This is a genomic window from Aureimonas sp. SK2 (assembly GCF_029813115.1).
GTDB lineage: Bacteria > Pseudomonadota > Alphaproteobacteria > Rhizobiales > Rhizobiaceae > Aureimonas.
The window spans coordinates 1-18,990 of sequence record NZ_JAPZDS010000032.1; the positions used below are offsets into that span (position 1 = coordinate 1).

At 63.3% G+C, this 18,990-nt stretch carries 22 protein-coding genes and 1 pseudogene; 10 read left to right on the plus strand and 13 right to left on the minus strand.

Going from position 1 to position 18,990, the window contains the following annotated elements:
* The 3 genes and pseudogenes from O5O54_RS21515 to O5O54_RS21525 all read left to right on the plus strand — a co-directional run.
* Positions 1-373 (plus strand): annotated as a pseudogene (locus O5O54_RS21515) (hypothetical protein); the annotation flags it as partial.
* Positions 374-444: 71 nt separating this feature from the next.
* Entirely contained in the window at positions 445-1,608 is a 1,164-nt protein-coding gene (locus tag O5O54_RS21520) for an alpha/beta hydrolase (protein WP_246727334.1), read from the plus strand.
* Positions 1,609-1,633: 25 nt separating this feature from the next.
* Positions 1,634-1,897 (plus strand): hypothetical protein, encoded by a 264-nt coding sequence (locus O5O54_RS21525; protein ID WP_158877705.1) that lies wholly within the window; start codon positions 1,634-1,636, stop codon positions 1,895-1,897.
* A 141-nt stretch (positions 1,898-2,038) separates the two neighbouring features.
* Here O5O54_RS21525 and O5O54_RS21530 read toward each other — a convergent pair whose 3' ends face one another.
* On the minus strand, positions 2,039-2,437 hold the full coding sequence (locus tag O5O54_RS21530; protein ID WP_271188281.1) for a helix-turn-helix domain-containing protein: 399 nt from the start codon (positions 2,435-2,437) through the stop codon (positions 2,039-2,041).
* 67 nt (positions 2,438-2,504) lie between these two features.
* On the opposite strand from O5O54_RS21530, the gene O5O54_RS21535 reads away from it, so the two are divergent.
* Together O5O54_RS21535 and lspA are read left to right on the plus strand one after the other, a co-directional pair.
* Positions 2,505-3,374, plus strand: coding sequence for a cation transporter (locus O5O54_RS21535; RefSeq protein WP_279483916.1), 870 nt, complete (start codon positions 2,505-2,507; stop codon positions 3,372-3,374).
* On the plus strand, positions 3,371-3,895 hold the full coding sequence (lspA, locus tag O5O54_RS21540) for a signal peptidase II (protein WP_271188279.1): 525 nt from the start codon (positions 3,371-3,373) through the stop codon (positions 3,893-3,895). Before O5O54_RS21535 ends, lspA begins: the two co-directional genes overlap by 4 nt.
* On the opposite strand, the gene O5O54_RS21545 is transcribed toward lspA, so the two are convergent.
* Positions 3,873-4,619: a DUF6118 family protein gene (locus O5O54_RS21545; protein WP_158877736.1), complete on the minus strand. Its 747-nt coding sequence runs from the start codon at positions 4,617-4,619 to the stop codon at positions 3,873-3,875. The genes lspA and O5O54_RS21545 overlap by 23 nt on opposite strands.
* 11 nt (positions 4,620-4,630) lie before the next feature.
* On the minus strand, positions 4,631-8,233 hold the full coding sequence (gene traA, locus O5O54_RS21550) for a Ti-type conjugative transfer relaxase TraA (RefSeq protein WP_279483917.1): 3,603 nt from the start codon (positions 8,231-8,233) through the stop codon (positions 4,631-4,633).
* A gap of 271 nt (positions 8,234-8,504) precedes the next feature.
* On the opposite strand from traA, the gene O5O54_RS21555 reads away from it, so the two are divergent.
* The 3 genes from O5O54_RS21555 to O5O54_RS21565 are packed head-to-tail and all read left to right on the plus strand — an operon-like array spanning position 8,505 to position 10,773.
* Positions 8,505-8,810 (plus strand): mobilization protein, encoded by a 306-nt coding sequence (locus tag O5O54_RS21555; protein ID WP_151610676.1) that lies wholly within the window; start codon positions 8,505-8,507, stop codon positions 8,808-8,810.
* Positions 8,807-10,471, plus strand: coding sequence for a type IV secretory system conjugative DNA transfer family protein (locus O5O54_RS21560; RefSeq protein ID WP_151610675.1), 1,665 nt, complete (start codon positions 8,807-8,809; stop codon positions 10,469-10,471). Before O5O54_RS21555 ends, O5O54_RS21560 begins: the two co-directional genes overlap by 4 nt.
* 11 nt (positions 10,472-10,482) lie before the next feature.
* Positions 10,483-10,773 (plus strand): hypothetical protein, encoded by a 291-nt coding sequence (locus O5O54_RS21565; protein ID WP_210251639.1) that lies wholly within the window; start codon positions 10,483-10,485, stop codon positions 10,771-10,773.
* 58 nt (positions 10,774-10,831) lie between these two features.
* Here O5O54_RS21565 and O5O54_RS21570 read toward each other — a convergent pair whose 3' ends face one another.
* The 10 genes from O5O54_RS21570 to O5O54_RS21615 form a co-directional block, all read right to left on the minus strand.
* Positions 10,832-11,152: a type II toxin-antitoxin system YafQ family toxin gene (locus O5O54_RS21570; protein WP_151610674.1), complete on the minus strand. Its 321-nt coding sequence runs from the start codon at positions 11,150-11,152 to the stop codon at positions 10,832-10,834.
* Positions 11,124-11,402, minus strand: coding sequence for a type II toxin-antitoxin system RelB/DinJ family antitoxin (locus O5O54_RS21575; RefSeq protein ID WP_151610673.1), 279 nt, complete (start codon positions 11,400-11,402; stop codon positions 11,124-11,126). The genes O5O54_RS21570 and O5O54_RS21575 overlap by 29 nt, the downstream gene beginning before the upstream one ends.
* Positions 11,403-11,493: 91 nt before the next feature.
* Positions 11,494-11,709: a plasmid partition protein ParG gene (locus tag O5O54_RS21580; protein WP_151610672.1), complete on the minus strand. Its 216-nt coding sequence runs from the start codon at positions 11,707-11,709 to the stop codon at positions 11,494-11,496.
* 20 nt (positions 11,710-11,729) lie between these two features.
* Complete coding sequence (parA, locus tag O5O54_RS21585) at positions 11,730-12,359, minus strand: ParA family partition ATPase (RefSeq protein WP_151610671.1); 630 nt, start codon at positions 12,357-12,359, stop codon at positions 11,730-11,732.
* Between the two features lie 269 nt (positions 12,360-12,628).
* A complete protein-coding gene (locus O5O54_RS21590; RefSeq protein ID WP_151610670.1) occupies positions 12,629-13,507 on the minus strand; it encodes a helix-turn-helix domain-containing protein in 879 nt (292 codons plus the stop codon).
* A gap of 195 nt (positions 13,508-13,702) precedes the next feature.
* Positions 13,703-13,834 carry a ribbon-helix-helix protein, CopG family gene (locus O5O54_RS21595; RefSeq protein ID WP_006473454.1) on the minus strand — a complete coding sequence of 44 codons (132 nt, stop codon included), beginning with the start codon at positions 13,832-13,834 and terminating at the stop codon, positions 13,703-13,705.
* A gap of 179 nt (positions 13,835-14,013) precedes the next feature.
* A complete protein-coding gene (locus O5O54_RS21600) occupies positions 14,014-14,571 on the minus strand; it encodes a recombinase family protein (protein ID WP_279483919.1) in 558 nt (185 codons plus the stop codon).
* 139 nt (positions 14,572-14,710) lie between these two features.
* On the minus strand, positions 14,711-15,112 hold the full coding sequence (locus O5O54_RS21605) for a glutathione S-transferase family protein (RefSeq protein ID WP_279483920.1): 402 nt from the start codon (positions 15,110-15,112) through the stop codon (positions 14,711-14,713).
* 49 nt (positions 15,113-15,161) lie between these two features.
* Complete coding sequence (locus O5O54_RS21610) at positions 15,162-16,262, minus strand: FUSC family protein (protein ID WP_279483921.1); 1,101 nt, start codon at positions 16,260-16,262, stop codon at positions 15,162-15,164.
* Between the two features lie 6 nt (positions 16,263-16,268).
* Entirely contained in the window at positions 16,269-17,501 is a 1,233-nt protein-coding gene (locus tag O5O54_RS21615) for an HlyD family secretion protein (RefSeq protein WP_158877728.1), read from the minus strand.
* 103 nt (positions 17,502-17,604) lie between these two features.
* Between O5O54_RS21615 and O5O54_RS21620 the strand changes: the two genes are divergently transcribed.
* Both O5O54_RS21620 and O5O54_RS21625 read left to right on the plus strand, forming a co-directional pair.
* Positions 17,605-18,045 carry a MarR family winged helix-turn-helix transcriptional regulator gene (locus O5O54_RS21620; RefSeq protein WP_158877711.1) on the plus strand — a complete coding sequence of 147 codons (441 nt, stop codon included), beginning with the start codon at positions 17,605-17,607 and terminating at the stop codon, positions 18,043-18,045.
* Positions 18,046-18,073: 28 nt separating this feature from the next.
* Positions 18,074-18,990 (plus strand): MFS transporter (locus O5O54_RS21625; RefSeq protein ID WP_279483922.1); only part of this gene is annotated, 917 nt, incomplete at its 3' end.

The following is an 18,990-nucleotide window of genomic DNA, read 5'->3' on the forward strand; positions in this document are numbered from 1 at the left end:
CGCGGTGGCCCACGCGAACGACCGGGTTGATCCGCAGCACGCGGTGAGCGTGAGCGGCTTGCTCATACTGGTCAACGGCATCGCTTCGTTCGTCAGCCCGATGATAGGGACCGGAATCATGGGCCGCGCGGGCTTCACCGGCGTCTTCGTCTACATGGCCATCGTCGGGGGGCTGTTCGCGCTCTTTGCGCTGTGGCGGGCGCGAACCGTCGAACAGCCCGAACACAAGGAACGCCCGTTTGTCTTCCTCAGCGAACGCATGGGACATCAAAGCGCCCATGTCGCGGACGACGCCGAGACGGTCGACATGCAGGAGGCGTCCTTCGCAAACGATGCAGGCGTGGCGGCGCCGGAGCGGGAGACATCGTCATGATTTATGGGCTCGCAACGAAAGACGGTCCCGGCAGAATACGGACGCAAGCAAGACCAAAGGGAGGACCGGCATTGGACAGTTCACATGCATCGTTGCGACACGGCGTTCATGCCGGTCAAGCGGGAGGGCGCGCCCTCACGCCGACTATCCTCGTCGCGCTCGTTCTGCTGTGCGGTTGCGCCACGCGGCCGGGACCCGAGGTGCTCGCGACGGTGCCGCCGGCGCCGGAAGCAGCGCAGGTCAGGCTCTATGCCGCAACGACACGCGAGCGCGCGCCCGAGGGTGAGGCCGATTATACGGCGGAACGCGCGCGAGCCCTCAACCTCGCCGCCTTCACCATCTCGATTCCGCCAGGCCACCAACCCGCGAGCATCGAATGGCCTCAAGGAATGCCGGACGCCGGATCCAGCTTCGCCGTCGTCGGGCAGTCGCAATTGACGCGTGCGGAGTTTATTCAAGAGATCGGGGCTCCCGGGACATCGGGCGGCCGCCGCAACGTCGGAATCTTCGTCCACGGCTACAATCACAGCTTTCCGGAAGCCCTGTTCCGACTGGCGCAGATCGCGGCCGATTCGCAGACGACCGAGCCCCAGATAGCTTTCTCCTGGCCTTCGCAGGCGTCCGTCGGCGGCTATGTCGCCGACAAGGATTCCGTGACCTATTCACGCGACTATTTGGCTGAACTGATCACGGATCTGGCCGCGCAGCCGAACGTGGGCGAAATCAATATCATCGCGCACAGCATGGGCGGCTGGCTGGTGATGGAAACCGTCCGGCAGTTGCGTCTTCAAGGGCGAGACGCGGCGATCGATCGTCTGAATGTGGTCCTCGCCGCGCCCGACATCGACGCCGACGTCTTCTATCAGCAATTGCAGGTCATCGGTTCGCTCCGCACCCCCCTGACGGTGCTCGTCTCGCCGGACGACCGGGCGCTGCGCGTCTCACAAAGGCTGTCAGCCTCGCGCCAGCGCCTTGGCGCACTCGATGTTCAGGATCCGCGCGTGCAAGAGGTAGCCGCGGAAACGAACGTGCAGATAATCGATATATCGCAGGCCGGCGCATCCGACGGCTTCCGCCACGATCGTTACGTTTCGCTCGCGACCATAATGCCGACGGGCAACCAAGACGAAGGGACCGGCGACATCCGCCAGGCCGGGGCGTTCATCTTCAACGCCGTGGGCGCGACCTTGTCGACGCCGTTCGAGAGCGCAGGACGCGTGTTAGCCGGAGAGTAGGAAGGCATCCTGTCAAGGGAATCTGATGACGCTCAGGTACCGCAAGATCGCCGTCCGCTTAGAGAAGAATCGCAATGGGCAACACGGCGCATGGCTCCTGTTCCTGTCACCATACTCTCCCGATCGCAACCCGAAAGAGATGCGGATAATCGAGGTCGGGCGAGCCATGCAGGCGCGAATGTGGAGCGTCTATGCGGGGGCGCTGCAACATCATCTTGGCGACAAGCTGGACGATGCGCAGGCCGCCCAACTGGCCGAGCTGTTGGCGGCATTGTCGCGCAATTCCTGAAACCTGCACCACGTCCGCAGCGGACCGGAATCCGGGCCGCGACGTGTCGCAAAAGTCAGTCGCGCAGGTCTGACTTTCGCACGCGACTTTTGCGACAGATATTTCCCTGAAAATTCAGCGCCGGTGATTTTGTCGCAAAACTTAGGAGTTACGCGACGGCACCAAGGCGTCAATTACACGACATTCGGCCACACGGCCACGGCTGCACTCGCTGACCATCCGGCGCAGTTCTTCACGCAATTTGATTAAGCGAGCGATCCGGCTTTCAACCGATTCAAGTTGGTCCTGTGCGATCCGGCTTGCATCGTCGCAGGATGCCTCGGGCTGCTCCTGCAAGGCCAGCAACACCTGAATATTCTTCAGGTCAAAACCAAGATCGCGGGCGTGCCTGATGAAGCCTAGACGGTCTGCATCGGCGGGGCCGTAGCTGCGCCGTCCGTTCGACTGGCGAGCAGGTTTCGGCAGTATCCCGATACGCTCATAGTAGCGGATCGTTTCGATGTTCACACCCGACTGTCGCGATAAGTCGCCTATCTGCATTTTTTTCTTGCTCCTGTAGTGACTACAGGATGTAGCACGGCAGGATCAGAATTTCGAGGATCGACACATGGCTGCCGCCGCAACCGACATAATCCGCTACCAAGTTACCGGCATGGATTGCTCATCCTGCGCGGCCAAGATTGAAGGCGCAGCTCGTAAAGTCGAAGGCATCAACGATGTGAAGGTGTCGATCGCCTCGCAGATTATGACGCTCGAAGTCGATGATCCGGCGCGGCGACTTCCCGCCTTGGAATCCGCTGTAACAAACCTCGGCTATCAGCTCGACCGGGTAGGCGAACCGAAAGCTGCGAACGCAGACGGCGACGACGACCATCATATTCCCGACCTGTCGCATGTGAGCCCTGCCTATAAGCGGGCGCTCTGGATCGTCGTGCTGCTTAATGCCGGATATGGCATCATCCAGATTGGCGGCTCGATCCTGTCGGGCTCGCAAGCGCTACAGGCTGACGCTCTCGACTTCATCGGGGATGGTCTGATTTCCTTCCTCGGCCTGATTGCTGTGGGCTGGGGTCTTGCCGCCCGCGCTAAAGCGGCCTTGCTTCAAGGCATCTTTTTGGCCCTGCTCGGCTTTGGCGTGATCGGCTCCACGGCCTACCGTGTCTTCGTCGAACATGAGCCGCAAACCCTACTCATGAGCGGCTTCGCCATTGTCGCCTTCTTCGTCAATGTTCTGGCTGCCGTGGTGCTGATCCCGCACCGTAAGGGCGACGCCAACATGCGAGCCGTCTGGCTGTTCTCTCGCAACGACGCCATCGGCAATCTGGCCGTGGTCGCCGCTGCTGCCCTCGTCTGGTGGCTCAACAGTCCGTGGCCGGATTTGCTGATGGCCTTTGTCGTGGCGGCCCTGTTCTTGCAATCGGCATGGTCGATCATCCGGGATGCGCGGCAAGACCTCGCACAGGCCGGCCGCTCATGAGGGTTGGCACTGCTGCATTGATAGTCGCCACAGGTGTGGCGCTCGATCTTGCAACGAAGGCATGGGCGCGGGTGAGTCTCGAACCCTATGGCCCTGCCTCCGACTTCTTGCCCTTCGTATCGCTGCACCTGACCTTCAACAAAGGCGTGTCGTTTAGTCTGCTCGCTTTCGAGGGCGATACAAGCCAAGCAGCTTTAGTGGTCGTTACAGGATTGCTGACGCTTGCCATGACCGTCTGGGCCTATCGGTCGCAAGGTTGGCACCGGATAGCCCTCTCCTTGGTCGTGGCAGGCGCTCTGGCAAACCTGATCGACCGAGGCGCACGCGGCTCTGTCACCGACTTCCTGAACCTACATTTTGGGGATTGGCATTTCTTCGTGTTCAATCTGGCAGATGTATGGATCAGCTTCGGCGCTGCTTTTCTGCTGGCGCTACAAATCATTCCGCCGAAGAACCCGGCTAAAATCGCCTCTGGTTCAGCCTCAACTAGAGCCAAGGTTACTGAGGTGCCGCCACGGTGATGGTGCAACGCTGATCCGTGCCAGCTTTCGCTGCCGCCTCCCAACATGCTGTCACCGTCTCCCTGTTCGCCGCAATGAGCTGATCGGCCGCCGCCACGCGCTGCCATGATACCGGACTATCAAATGCCATGAGACTCATGCCGGCCTGCCACGGCGTTTCCCCCATGACAACGCTGGCGACACGCGGCGCGGCCGAGAACGGCAACAGGCGCGGAAGGAACAACATCACCAGCGCGCCGGCCAGCAGGCCGATAGCGAAAGCGGCGACAAGCCACCAATTTTGCCGGTCGCGCTCCCGTGCGCCGGCGACATGCCCGGCGAGGTTCCGGCCGGCGCGCTCGAGGTCGGACGCCTGCCGCTCGAGCTGCTGCACGGCGGTGCGTATCAGGGCCTCGCCGCTGCGCTCGAGGGCGGCCGCATAATGCTGCGCACCCTGCCGGAGAATAGGCGACTGCTCTACGCCGTGCAGCCGCTCCGCAACAGTGTCGAGCGCCTGCACAAGCTGGGCGAGCTGGGGCTTGTAGTCCTGCGCCGGCTCGATCTTTTCGAGCTGGTCGAAAGCCGCTTCCAGCCCGCGCCGCATCACGGTCATTTCCGCGCCGATCTGCGCGCCCTGCGTCTCGATCGTGCGCCGGAGCGCATCGAACGCGGCGGCCGGGTCGCCGGCGTCCTCGTCCAGTGCTTCCGGCTCGATTCCTTCCCTGTCGTCGTCCAGCTCCGCCATATGCTCCGTGCCTACCTTCCCAAACCGATGCCCCGGCTAATCTGCCGGCTGCGTGACATTTCCTCTTGCAGCTCGTGGGCGATGCTCTGCCCCCGGCGCTGCTGCTGCCCGATTCCGAGTTCCTGCCGGCGATTGCGCAGGATGGAATCTACCTGCGGGTCACGCTCAAGGCTCTTGGTCATACCGTTCATCTGGCTTTCGACCTTGGCGCGGGCGTCGTCGTGCTGCCAGCCGCGAAGCTCCCGGCGCTGGCCCTGTAGCTCCTGCCAGCGTTCAACGAACCGCTCGGCCCTGATATTCGGGTCTTGCAGCGCGGCGTTTTCGCGCTTCATTCCGTCGATGACATGCGCGACACGCTCCCGGCCGGAAAGCTCGGTCATGGCGCGTGCCGTCGCCGGGTCGTTTTGCAACGTCGAGCGCAGCAAATCTTTCATGCCGCCCTGCACCTGGTCGAGCTGCTGGCCGGCATCGCGCATTTCCTGCCGCTGCATGTCGAGGACCGGCAAGCCCTCGCGCCGATGCTCCGCGACCGACTGATAGGCCCGCGCATAGCGGTCAACAGCCTGCTCAAGCGGCGACTGCCGCCGCGCCCGCTCGGCCAGCCGGTCAGGCGCCGGCGCCTGCCGCAAGCTCCCCTCTCTTTCCGGCCGCTCTGTGCGCTCCTGTGAGGGTGCAGGACGCGCATTGAGCTTGAGGCCGGCAAACATACCGCGCCGCTGCTTCTCGGCCTGTTGCGGCCGTTTCTGGTCGATCTGCGAGCCGTCCTCGCCGGCGCGGTCTGGCTCGCGGCTCTCGGTCGCCGCGCCGCGCCCGAGTTTCAGGCCCTCGAATGGCCGTTGGCGCTGCTGTCGATCGGCGGCGAGATCCTCGCGAGGATCTGCACGAAGATCCTGCGCGAGATCCGCGCGGACTTTTTGCGAGGATCTCCGATCAAGAGCATGATCCCCGGCCGTCGACTCCCGTTCCGCACGTAGCCCGACGCGCTCGGCCGGAATCTCGATCTCGCTGCGGACGCCCATCTGCTCCGCGATCCCGCGCCGCTCGGCAAAGTCGCGAGTATAATCGAGCGTGGTTTCTTTCACGCCCGACCGGGACAGGCGGCGCTCTAGCTGGCTATAGGCCAGCTCCCCGGCGTCCTGAACCTTCCATGTGTTGCGGTGCGTCTGCGTCCCATCCGGCAAGGTGACGGGGGTGGAACCCTCATGCTGTAGGCCGATCTTCTCCCCGATCTCCGGCGCGGCCTCCTTCATGGCGCGCTCTAGATCGACGCCCCATAGGGTGCGCTGCTCGCCCTTGTCGTTTTCCAGCGTCACGAAATAGCTGTCGGATTTCTGCGGGTCATGCTCATAGGGCGCGGCCCCATGCTCGACCAGCCGGCCGGCATTGGTGAACTCGTCCTGTGCCGCGTAGAGCTGCACCCCGTCACGATGCCGGGTCATGGCGACATAGGTTAGATGCCGGTCCATCGTCCCCGACGCCATCACATAGGACCGATCGACTGTCGCACCCTGATTTTTGTGAATCGTCGTCGCATAGCCGTGGTCGATCGCCTGATAATCGCCCATCGGCACGGAAACACTATTGCCGCCCCGGCCGTCCAGCGTGGCGATGATGCGGCCCGGCTCGACATGATCGACCGTGCCTAGCATCCCGTTTTTCACGCCAAGGTCGCGGTTGTTCTCAAGGAACACGATGCGGTCGCCCGGCGCGAACTCCCGCTTGCCGTCATTGGTCTGGAAGGTCAGCGCGCCGGCGTCCTCGCCCTGCGCCAGCTCGCCCCGGTCCTGTAGTTCGGCCCGGATCGTGTCATTGATGGCGCGAACATCGGCCCGGCGATGTGCCATCGCTACGCGGGTTCCCTCCGGCCGCTCGTCGCGATCGGCAAGATAATCGCGCACGATCTGGCCGCGCGCGTCCTCGCCGGTTTCGGCAAAGCTGATGTTGCCGTGATCCCGATAGGCCGCCAGCCCCTCGGCCGTCCGGTGCGTGGCGAAGTCAACCGACGCCTCGCGCTGCCAGTCCACCCGCTGCCGGCGAATCTCGGACAGCTCGGCATGGCCGATTTCCTCCGTGATCGCCCGGAACGGTGCGCCGGCCCCGATCGCCTGTAGCTGCTCATGGTCGCCTACAAGGACGATCTTCGCCCCGCGCACCTCGGCCTCGCCAACGAAACGGGCGAGCTGGCGCGAGCCGACCATGCCGGCCTCGTCGATCACGAACACGTCGCCGCGGCCGATCGTGCCGCGGTCGTTCTCCCAACCGCGGGACCATGACGCGAGGGTGCGGCTCTGGATGCCGGAACTTTCCTCCAAGCCCTCGGCCGCCTTGCCCGACAGGGCCGCGCCGTGGACCTGATAGCCCTCGGCCTCCCACGCCTCGCGCGCGGCCGCGAGCATTGTGGACTTGCCAGCGCCGGCATAACCGACAACGGCCGCGATCCTCTCCGGGCCGGTGATATGCTCGATCGCCCGGCGCTGCTCATCCGACAGCCGGGCGGAAGCATCGCCGGCGCTGCGCTGAATGGCGGCGTCCTGCCGCTCTATCGCCCGCTCGACATGCCGGCGATCGACGCCATGACCATGCGCGTCGTGCATCCGCTGCGCGCTCTCGATTATGCCGGATTCGATCTCGACCATTTCGCGGGTCGAATAGCGCGCAAGCTCGATCTCGCCCGTTGCCGGGTCCGCCCGCTCGGCCTGCAACTCCACCAGCGTCGGCGAGGCCATGACCTTCGCAAAGGCGCTCTGGAACTCCTGCGGGTCGTCGTTGATATAGCGATGCAGCGCCCGCGCAACGTCGTGCCGGTCGAACACGCTCTTTTCCCCGGTGATGAGGGTAAGAACCTGCTCGGGCTTCTCGCGGATCAGCTCGGCATTGCGCCGGGCCGCATCCTCGTCCAGCCGCGACCGCGACACGTCAAGGCCGCGCCGCTCCATCTGCGAGGCATGGACACCCATATGCTCGGTCGGCGCGATCTCTAGCCCGCGCTCCATATGCGAACGATGGTCGATCCGAATATCAAGCCCGGCCATAGCAAGGCGCTCGTTGGCGATCCCCTCCCAACGCTGGCGAAGGTCGCGGAGCTGCATGTCGGTCGTCGGAAGATCGTTCGCCAGCAGCCATTTGTTTTCGCGCTCAAGGTAAGTCTTTTCGCCTAGCCCGTTCTCCGTCACCTGCCGCGTGGTCATGAGGATATGGGCATGGTGATTGCGAACGTCGCTCGCCTCGTGCGGCGCATGAATGGCGAAGTCCACAGCCGCGCCGTAGCGGTCGGCCAGCTCCTGCGCCATCTCCCGCGTAGCCTCTAGCCGTTCCTCGGCCGATAGCTCATGCGGCAAGGCAACCTCGAACTCTCGCGCAACGCGGGCGTCCTTCCGCTTCTCGGCAAACTCGGCGGCGTTCCACAAGTCCGACCGATCACGCGCCCAATCCGCGTTGACGCCTTCCGGCAAGACGATCTCGGCATGTTCCACGCCCTGCTTGGCCGTGTAGTCGTGTGTGATCCCGTCGCGCTCGTTGGTCAGCTTCTCCCCGGCACGATAAGCCATTGAGGCGACGGCGCTACGGCCCTTCGCCCGCGAAACTGGCTTCATGCTGAAATGGTAGATCGCCAACCCGTTGCCTCGATCCTGTTTCCGCTTTTCCCGCCAGCTTGGAGGCTGGCGGCGCGCTGAGTTGCGTAGCAACTCGTAAGTGCGCCCTTATCAACTCAATCGCTTCGCTCTTTCGTCGCTCGGTGTGGCGCTTGCGGCAAGGTTGATGCAATGAACTGAGGCCCGGATTGTGCTGCAAAACCGTCGAAAACTCAAGCGCAACAGGCAAACGCTGGAAAAGAAGGCCGGGAATGATAGTCTAGGCGAACAACCGGAAAAGGAGATATGAGGAATGGCGCGCAAAACGATCGAACAACGCTTGGCCGAACTGGATGCGCAGCGCGCCACGCTCAAGGCCCGTCTGTCGAAGCAGGAACGCGCCAACGACACGCGCCGCAAGGTGCTGCTCGGTGCGCTCGTCCTGCATCGCCTCGAAAACGGCAAGGATGAGGAATTTTCCCGACGCCTGCGCGAATGGCTCAAGCGTGAGCTGCCCGACTTCCTGACGCGCCCCGGTGACAAGGAACTGTTTGCCGACCTGATCGGCAACGCGCCGGCCGGGGAGACGACAGGCAGCGCCGGGGGGACGGCCGCATGAGTCAGGCGAGACTTGCATGGGGTGCGTTCAAGAACATGATGCGGCAGGCCGCGCGTGATCCACTATGGGCGTTCGTCGCTCTGCTCGCCGCGCCCTTCCGCATCTGGAAACCGCTTCTCGGGCTTCTGTTCCTTCTTGTTATCGTCCTGTTCGTCGTCGGCTTCGGCGGCCGCTTCGCTCTCGAACAAATGGGCTTTCGCGTCGGCTCGGTTCCGGTTCTCCTGCTCGATCTCGTCACGCTGCTGGTGCTGCTGGCGCTCGCCTTCCGCTTCCTCACCAATCCGCTGATTATCCATTTCGGGGATATGGACGGCGAAACCCACGGCTCGGCCCGCTTCGCCACCGACAAGGAAACCGCCGCCCTCGCCCGCGCCGAGTCCGGCCTGCTGATCGGCCGCGACGGCAAAACCGGGAAGCTCCTGCGCTATGACGGCCCGGCCCATCTGCTGACGATGGCCCCGACGCGCACCGGCAAGGGGGTGGGAACCATCATCCCGAATCTGCTCACCGCCGATCGCTCCGTGATCTGCATCGACCCCAAGGGCGAAAATGCCAAGATCGCCGGCCGCGCCCGCCAGCAATTCGGCCCGGTCCATGTCCTCGACCCCTTCGGCGTCACCGGCCAGCCCTCGGCCGCCTTCAATCCGCTGGAAGGGCTCGACCCGGCCGGCCTCGATGTCGCGGAAGATGCAAGCACCTTGGCCGACGCCCTCGTGTTCGATGAACCGGGCATGGCCGGCGAGGCGCATTGGAACGAGGAAGCCAAGGCGCTCATTGCCGGCCTGATCCTCCATATTGCCGCCAGCGAGCCGCGCGACCGGCGAAACCTCGCCACCCTGCGCGAATATCTCACCCTCGCCCCTGAAGCCTTCGCGGCGCTCCTGAAGGACATGCAGGCGTCAACGGCCGCCTCCGGCCTGATCGCCCGCGCCGCAAACCGCCACCTCGGCAAATCCGACCGTGAGGCCGCCGGCGTCCTCTCGGCGGCGCAGCGCCATACCCATTTCCTCGACAGCCCGCGCATGGCCGCCGTCCTCGGCCGATCCGATTTCCGCTTTGCCGATCTCAAGCGCCGCAACGTCTCGGTGTTCCTCGTCCTGCCGCCCGATCGCCTCGCCACCTATTCCCGCTGGCTGCGCCTGCTCGTCGCGCAAAGCCTCACCGACATGGCCCGCGATCCCGTCAAGCCGGCCGTCCCGGTCCTCTATCTGCTGGATGAGTTCGCCGCCCTCGGCCATCTGGCCCCCGTCGAGCGCGCAATGGGCCTCATGGCCGGCTACGGCGTCCAGCTCTGGCCGATCCTGCAAGACGTTCACCAGCTCCGCGCCACCTACGGGCAGCGCGCCGGCACCTTCCTGTCAAACGCCGGCGTCCTACAGGTGTTCGGCGTCAACGATCACGACAGCGCCCGGCTTGTCTCCGACCTATTGGGCCAAGAAACCGTTGTGTTCCAGACCATGAGCCGCGCGCTCGATTCCGACAAATCCGGCATTTCCTACGGCGAGCAACACACCGCCCGCCCGCTGCTGACCCCGGATGAGGTCCGCAACCTGCCGCAGCACGTCGAATTGCTGTTCCTCGCCGGGCAACGGCCGATCGTCGCCGGCAAGCTCGCCTATTATGCCGATGCAGAGTTCCGGGGGCTGTTCGACCAAGCATGAAAGATGAAGCTATGACCGATACCGATGCGCCCGAATGGCCCGATCCCGCCGACAAGGCCCATGCGGTCGAACAAGCCAAGCGGCTCCGCAACCAGGTCGCAGAGGGTGGATTGCGATTTGAAGCCTATTTGCCGCCGTCGCTGGCTCTGTGGCTGCTCGATCTGGTCGAACAGGACAGGTTCCTTCTCAAAGCCCCCCTGCCCGAGGCGGTCCCGGCGCTGACGCGCCGAGGCTTCTCTCAACCTCGCCACACCCGCGACGGTAGCCCCCGGCCGGCCCGCTCTCATCATCTAGGGCTGTAGGGACGGCCGGGGGCGGGTTTGAGGCAATGAGGCTTTGAGTATTAGCGGAAACTCTCAATCACTCAAACAATTCGGCGTGGGTGCCGGCGCGCACGAAAATCAGGCTATTGCCCTCGACCTGATACACCAAGAGAAAATCGCCGCCGATATGACATTCCCGATGGTCGGCCCAATCCCCTTTCAGGGCGTGGTCAAGCCATTCCGGGCCTAGCGGCTCGTCGTTCGCTATCAGCAGCAACATGACCTCTTTGAGCTGGCGCATGTTGTAGCGGCCAGAACGGGAAAGCCGCTCCCAATCCTTCACGAAGCTCTTGGCATAGTCCGCCGATCTCGGCAGAGAAGCCCGCTTGCTACTGGCGGGTTTCTTTGTCGAGGGCATCAAACAATTCCTGTCCGTCATTGAACCGCGCACGGCGGGCCTTCATCATCGCGCGGGATTCCTCGATCGCGGCGCGCGTCTCGGCGTTCGGCACCTTCAACTCAAAGGGCAAAGCCTTATCCTTCGCCACGCGGGTCAAGGTCATCCGCACCACATCGGACACGGTAAGCCCCATTTCGGCCAGCACGGCGGCCGCCTCGTCTTTCAGGCGCTCGTCAATGCGAGCGCGCACAAATGCACTTGCAGCCATGACCGGGCCTCCTTTCTCTGCACTTAATGTAGCTCACATGAGCAACAGTTTCAAGAAGCTCAATCGCTCAACTAATCAGATACTCATACACTCATTTAAGTGATTGAGAAACCATCTCCCGCAGTATCTCCGAAATGGTCCGGCCCTGCTCCACGGCCATGATTTTGAGCCGTTTGTGTTCCTCGCGGTCCAGATCGAAGTTCACGCGCACGGTTGCGCCCTTGTCGGACAGGCTGGCGAGCGTGGCGGACTTCCGCACATTGCTCGGCCGGCCGGCGCTGAGCATACCCCGTTTTTCTTCACTCATTTGATGCTCTCCTTATCTACTCAATTGAGCAATTGCTTAATTTCGTCGGCAAGCGCCGTCATTTCGCGGGCCGCTTCGCTGTCCGGTTCCAGATCGAGGACGGTTGCGCCGGCCGCAGCGGAGCCGGGATAGCTCACGCGCTGCGTGATCCGGGCCGCGAGGATCGGCAGACCGTAACCGTTCAGGGCGTCGGTGATCTCGTTGCCGATCCTCGTTCCCTTGATCGCGCGGGACACGACAAACGCGGCGCGCAATTTTCCGTCCGTGATCTCCATGCGCTGCTTGACCAAATCGACAAGCTCGGCCGTCGCCCAAATGTCATAGGGCGAGGGCTGCACCGGGATCAGGATGAAATTCGCGGCTTTGATGGCCGACACGGCGAGGTCGGCCGCTTGTGGCGCTCCGTCGATGACGACGAAATCCTTACGGGCGACATTCTTCAAATCGCGCTCGATCGTCGGCCGATCCAACCCGACCACGGAAAGGGGCTGATCTTCCCGCACCGCCGCCCAATCGCGGGCGCTGCCCTGCGGGTCGGAGTCGATCAGCAGCACGTCAGCGCCGCCGAGCTGCAAGGCGCGGGCGAGGTGGGTGGCTATGGTCGTTTTCCCGGCCCCGCCTTTCTGGTTCAAAACGGCGATCACATGCACGGCCGAATCTCCTACGGTTGATGAAATACGCATTTACTCAAATGAGTATAACGCATTGAGCAATTGAGTAAAGAGGGTTTGGGCTCATTCACTCACTTGAGTAATATAGCGCCAGCCTTGCCCCTTGCTCTCTCTCGAAAGCCCATGTGGGGGTTGCCGCAGGCGCGGGCGTTGCGGTTTAGGTGATGAGGGTGCCGCTTGCCGGCCCGCCTATACGCGGGCCGGAACCGCCGCAGGGCTGCGAAAGCAGCCCGAACAGCGGCGACCGCTTATGTTTGTCCTCTTAGATAAAGATCAGATGGGGATTCAGTCTGGTTATCGGACTCACGTTTCTGCACCATCTTCCCAAGGGCCGCGAGCGCCCGGCCTAGCGTGTTGTCACCGGCCTCGAACAGCGCCAGCTCATCGAGGGGCAGGGCCTTCCTGTAGGCGTCCAGCTCGGCCGCGCGGGCTTCCTGTGCGGCGCTGTGGTCGTCGGGCAGGGGCGGGGCCTTGCCGAACCGTCCAAGGAACTGGCGGGCCTTCTCGGGCAGGGACAGGCGATAGGCGTTGCTCGTCTGCTGGACCTGTGGGCCGCGCCCCTCGTTGCCGGTCGGCTCGTAGCGCCGCAGCCAGTCGATGAAACCATGCGCCCGCAGGTTTTTCAGCGCCCGCACGATCGTATCGCGCGACCGGCCTAGCCGATCCATGATCGTGGTGATTGACGGCTCTAACCGGCCGGTGCGGAAGTCGATGAGATTGACGAACAGCCGCAGCACGTCCAGCGCCACCGATCCTAGCGGGCCGCTGCGCTCGCCCTTCTGGCGCAAACCGGCCTCGTTGTAGATTTCGGCCGCCCTCAAGATCGCCTGAACGTCCTTGCGCGTCGTCGGCCGCCATATGCGGCCCTCCGACCGCCCCCGGATATGACTATGCCGGCGAACTGGCGTCGGGCATCGCTCGGCCGGGGGCGGAAAGACCAGACCTAGCGCGGTCTGTCCCGATCCCCGCAGGGCGGCCCTGCGCTCATGGGCGAGCGTCGTAAGCTTCCCGGCCTCATCGTCGGAGAGCTGGCCCGCGCCGTATAGGGTCCAAACCTCCCGCATGATCTCGTCAAGCGCGTGCCTGCGCGCGCAGCCGATCGCGGCCGCGTAGTGCGTCCTCAACATATGCCCTCGTCCTTCCATTTGAAGGACATGACAGCGCGGACGGCAGGCACAGCTTTCCCCATTTCCGCAAGAATCAATCTTGCGAATTGGAGTGCTCTAGCGTAGATAAGGGGAGAGTTATCGGCCCCGTTAGCTACGGTGTGTCTGACGGCCTACAAAAACGCTCGACCGTTGGCGCGGTCGGGCGTTTTGCCGTTATGTCCCTTGCTTCGCTTCGATATAGAACCTCAACGCTTCCTCGATGATCGGCGCGCGCCCTCGCAAGCCCGCGTCGTCCTTCAGGCGGTCAATCGCCGCGACCAGCTCGCCAGGCAGATCGGCCTGCACAAGAATCCGGCCCTCCGCGCGCCAACGGGCGCGCAGGTTGCGGACACTCTCCAACTTGATTTGCTGCTCGCGTGTTCGACTCACCATCTCTACATGTAGAAGCGATTTACGCGATTCTGCAACCCTTTGCGTAAGGAACCGGGCAAGGCACTACTTCTAGGGCCGGCAACTAAACGTGGTTACGTCAATGCGTTCTCAAGCACCCGGTAGAGCGTGGCGCGATGCACACCCAAAAGCCGGGCAACCTCGGCCGGCTTCTTGTCCTCGCTGATGAGCTGGCGGGCGTGTGCGATCTGCTCGGCCGAAAGGGCAGGGGGCCGGCCGAACCGAACGCCCTTCGCCTTCGCCGCAGCTCGGCCGGCGCTCGTGCGCTCATGGATCAAGCTGCGCTCGAACTCGGCAACGCCGGCGAAGAATGTCAGCACCATGCGCCCGGCCGGCGTCGTCGTGTCGGCCCACGGCTCGGCCAGCGATCGCAAGCCGGCCTCGGCTTGGCCGATCCGCTCGGCAATATCGAGAAGATCGCGCGTCGATCGGGCGAGGCGATCGAGCCGCGTCACCGTCACCACGTTGCCCGGCTGCAAATGGTCCAGCATCTTCGCCAGTTCGGGGCGGCCGCGCTGCGCGCCGGATGCCTTTTCCTCGAACACGCGCTTGCAGCCGGCCGCCTTCAGCGCCGCCCGCTGCTGGTCGAGGGTCTGGCCATCGGTCGAGACGCGCGCATATCCGATCATCATGGGGCAGGGGGCTTTCGCTGCTATGCTCACCGCCCGAATCTAGCGTGTGCAACCCGTCGCGAAAATGCCTATTCTGCGACCGTCGCGGGTTTTGGGAATTTTGCGAACTTGTCAGGCGGAGGCTTTCATCAGCCATGCGTCATGGTTCTTTAGGAAAGCCTTTGAGGCGATCCGCGTAGTCATCGGTGATGGCCTCGCCCACGCTCGGGCGCTGGGCCAGTGCCTTCCGCCATGCCGTGACGCGGTGCAACGCGTCGAATACGCCGGTGGGCGCGATGGTGTCGAACACATCAAAATAGCGGAAGATCGGCGCGAAAACCGCATCGACCAGGCTGAACGCCTCGCCGGCGAAGAACGGACCGTCTCCAGTACGGCTTCGACGCGGCCAAACCTGTCTATCAGCGCCCGGCGTGGCCTCGTAGGTGGTGGCATACTTGGCTGTCTCGAATCCCAATAGGTCCGACAGGATGGAGGAACCGAACTCGATCCAGCCACGATGCCGGGCGTGCGCCAGCGGGTCACCATCCGATATGAACGCCACGCAGACCTCTATCGCGCCTTCCTCGCCCTCGCAGTGGCGATCATATGCTTCAACGCCAAGAATAAGTTTTGTTAGGTGCTCTAAGTAGGCTGCTTCCTTTTCCAGGAGGCCCGGCCCCGCCTGTTCGTCGTTCAGCGGTCGTTCCTGCAGATGGGATGAGGATCTGCTCCAGCAAAGCGGTCATGAACGCGGCGGCCACCGCGCCGACGAGCGTGAGAACGATGCGCAGGACGGTAGCGTCCACCGGCTCTTGCGTGGACAGTCCGCCCGCGACCAGCGAGATCATTGCCGAGAAGGCGAACTGGTAGACCATTGGCGGATAGTAGCCGTCAATCATGCGGCTGGCGATGAATAGCCCGCCTAGAAACACTAGGATGAGCAACACCGGAAAATGCGCGATCGGTGTGAAGACCGCAAGAATAAGGAGCGCCATGACGCCGCCGATCAGCGTCGCTAGCGTCCGTTCCCAAGCCTCGGCGTAAAGCTGCTTGGTGGTCGGGAAAACCAGCACGAACACCGCAGCCACCGCGATCATCATATTGCTGGAGTCCAGAATCGAGAACAGCCAGAAGGACAGAATGAGGAGCACGCTACCGCGGATCAGTGCCCGTAGGCCATGATGGCCTTCCTTGGCCGGCTCATATATCTCGACCATCAACTCTTTGGCGCGCGGCGGAAAGATCATATAGAGGATCGGGATGGCGAACAAAGCGCAAAGGCTCGCCTCGATAAAGCCATCGCGCATGAAGACCATCGCTTGGGCCGAGTCCATCCGCATGACCGACATCAGTACCGCGACGATCGCGATCAACATGCCGATCGGATTGCCCGTTTTCAAAATGACGTAATACGACAGCACACAGAGCGCCCATACGATCATCACCAGCACGATAGGCATGGGCCGCGCCAGATCCACAATGAAGGACAGGGTCGCAACCATCACGATCATGGCCACCGGCGCGCCAATTCCCTTCTTTGCGTCAAAGGCTTTCCGCATGCCCGCCATTAACCCGACGATCAGTGCGGGCGGCAACATCGCTAGCGGCGACTGGAGACCGATCGCAAGCAGGAACCCGACGACCGCGCCGCACGACAAGCGTATGGCAAACAACGGGTCGTCCTCGACGCGGGGGCGGGGGGCGACATACATGGCGGATCAGTAGAGGTAGGAGAGATAGGATTGCGCCCGGTGGAGGCCGGCGGCGATCCAGGCGATAGGATTGCTCGTCCCTCCAGAATAGACCACCACGCTGACTTTGGCGCCAGCCCGGGCCTGACGCGGCCAGGCCTCCATGCCGCCATCAAGCTCGATGCGCACCGGCATGCGTCGGGCGGGCTCGAACCAGCGGTTCTCTGGTAGGTTTTGCATCAGGCCACCCGCCGTGGTGCGGCCGGGGTCAATGCCCCAGGCGACGCTGTGCACCCGGCCCGTATAAATCCGGCCCGGCATCACGTCGAAGAGGATGCCAACCTCGTCGCCGGGCGCGACCAGTCCGAGCTGGTTTTCCCGAAGATCGGCGGTGATCCAGCCGCCTCTGGAATCGATGAAGGTCATGCCCGGGGTGCCGGCCGCCGCATATTGCCCGATCGCCAACTGGAGATTGGTGACGACGCCGAGCGTGGGGGCGGTCACGGTGGAATAGAGAAGGTTTAGCTGAGCCTCTTCCAGTTGAAGTTGGGCCGCCAGGATGTTCGGGGCAGGTTCGCCATTGTCGCCGCCCAGTTGCGCGACAGCGCTGCGCAGGTCCGATTCGGCGGCTTCAAGCTGTGCCTCGGCGGTCAGCAATTCTGCTTCAGCCGTGTCGACCTGGGCCTGCGATACGATCCCGCGCTCGGCCAGCGAATTGGTCCGGCTGGCCGAGGCCCGCACGTTCTCGAGATTGGCCCGTGACTGCGAGACCCGCGCTTGCGCGGAGGCAACGCCGGCGGCCGAAACGTCCGTCGCCTGCATCGCCTGGGCGAGATTGGCCTCGGCCTGCCGCACGGCGAGTTCGAAGGCTCGCCGATCGAGCTGGAAAAGCGGATCGCCCGCATTGACGATCGTGTTGTCCTCGACGAAGACCTCGGTCACCTGGCCGGCGACCCGCGGCGCGATCTGCGCCACATAGGCGGAGGCCGACGCGCGTCCGGTATAGGGTGCGGTGCGGTCGGTCACCGCATACCATGCAACGATGACGATCAGCAGAAGCAGGAAGACGGCCCCGATCTTCTTTGCGGGATTAGCGGGATTGGCCGCGACCGGCTCCTTGAGCGCAGCCTTCTCGGCAGCAGGCTCGTACTGCGTCAGAGGATCTTCGGCGGCAGGCTTTGTCAGGAGCTGGTTCTCGCCGGAAACCTGAAGATCCTCCGGCGCGGCGTCGCCTCGCTCAGGATGCGCGTTGTTCTTCATGTCAGTTGCCATTCCGTCAAACCTCCTTAACCGAACTCTAGCAAGGAAGCCCGTTCGATCCTACCATTGCGCCATCTAGTATCTTGATGGTAGAGCCATATGGATGAAGCATATCGATAAATCAAGTGATGAACGCGCTGTCCTTGTTCACGCCCTGCGGCGCAACATGCGGATGCTGGTCAGAAGCTTCACGAAAGCCGACGCTCTGTTGGCAAAAACCATAGGCATACACGCTACGGATCTGGCCTCCATCGATCTCTTGAGATCGTCGGAGGAGCCGGTGACACCGAAACAGCTTGCAAACTATCTCGGCATCTCCACCGGCTCGGCGACGGCCGCGATCGATCGGCTGGAAAGGGCGGGGTTTGTCGAGCGCGTTCACAACCGGCGGGATCGTCGCGGCATTTTCATCCAGCCGGTGCCAGGCCGCATCGAGGAGATCGCCAAGGCGCACGATAGCATCAACGTTCACTTCGATGCGCTGGCCGGGCGATTTTCGGATGACGAACTGCGCGTCGTCAACAAATTCCTGTCCTCGATCTGAACCAGCCACCACCGAGTGAGTGCCATCCATGTCGCGACTTGTCTTCACCATCGGCGCTGTCATTCTCGGCATCTGCCTCGTCCAGTTGGCAAATGGCTTTCTCGGCACGCTCGTGTCGATGGAAACCTCCGCCGCCGGCTTTTCGCCGGCCGTGATGGGCATCGTCCTGGCAAGCTATTTCGGCGGCTACACGATCGGCGCGGTCAGCGTCGGCAGACTTCTGATGCGGGTCGGACATATCCGCATGTTCGCCGCGCTCGCCGGGCTTGTCGCGGCTTCGGTGATCGTGCAGCCCATCCTGACCTCGGCGCCGGCCTGGATATTCATTCGTCTGGCGACCGGATTTGGATGCGCCGGGCTCTTCATAACCGCCGAGAGCTGGCTCAACGCCTCCTCCACGGCAAAGAACCGCGGCGCGGTGTTCGCGCTCTACATGGTAGCCACCAATGCTTGCTTCGGCGGCGGCCAGTTCCTGCTCAACCTTCCTGCCCCGATGGGCTTCGAACTGTTTGCACTCGCCGCCGCTCTGTTCTGTCTGGCCTTGATCCCGGTGAGCCTAACGCATGCCTCACCGCCTTTTCTGCCTCCCGCCCCCAGCTTCGGCCTTCGCGAATTGCGCCGGCTCGCGCCGGTGTCGATCGCTGGATGCGCCGCAAGCGGATTGGCGAGCAGCGCCTTTTACGCTCTCGTTCCCGCTTATGGTCAGGCCCAGGGCGTCGAGGCAAGCTGGATTTCCGCCTATATCGCGACCGCGATCTTCGGCGGCCTCGCCTTCCAGGTTCCGGTGGGAAAGCTGTCCGACCGCTTTGACCGTCGCGTCGTGGTAGCGTGCGTCGCTGCCGGTTTGTCGGTCACGGCGCTCGTCCTTGCGCTCTTGCCGCAGACGATGGCGATCCTTGTCGCCACCTTCGTGCTCGGCGGCTTCCTGTCGACGATCTATCCTGT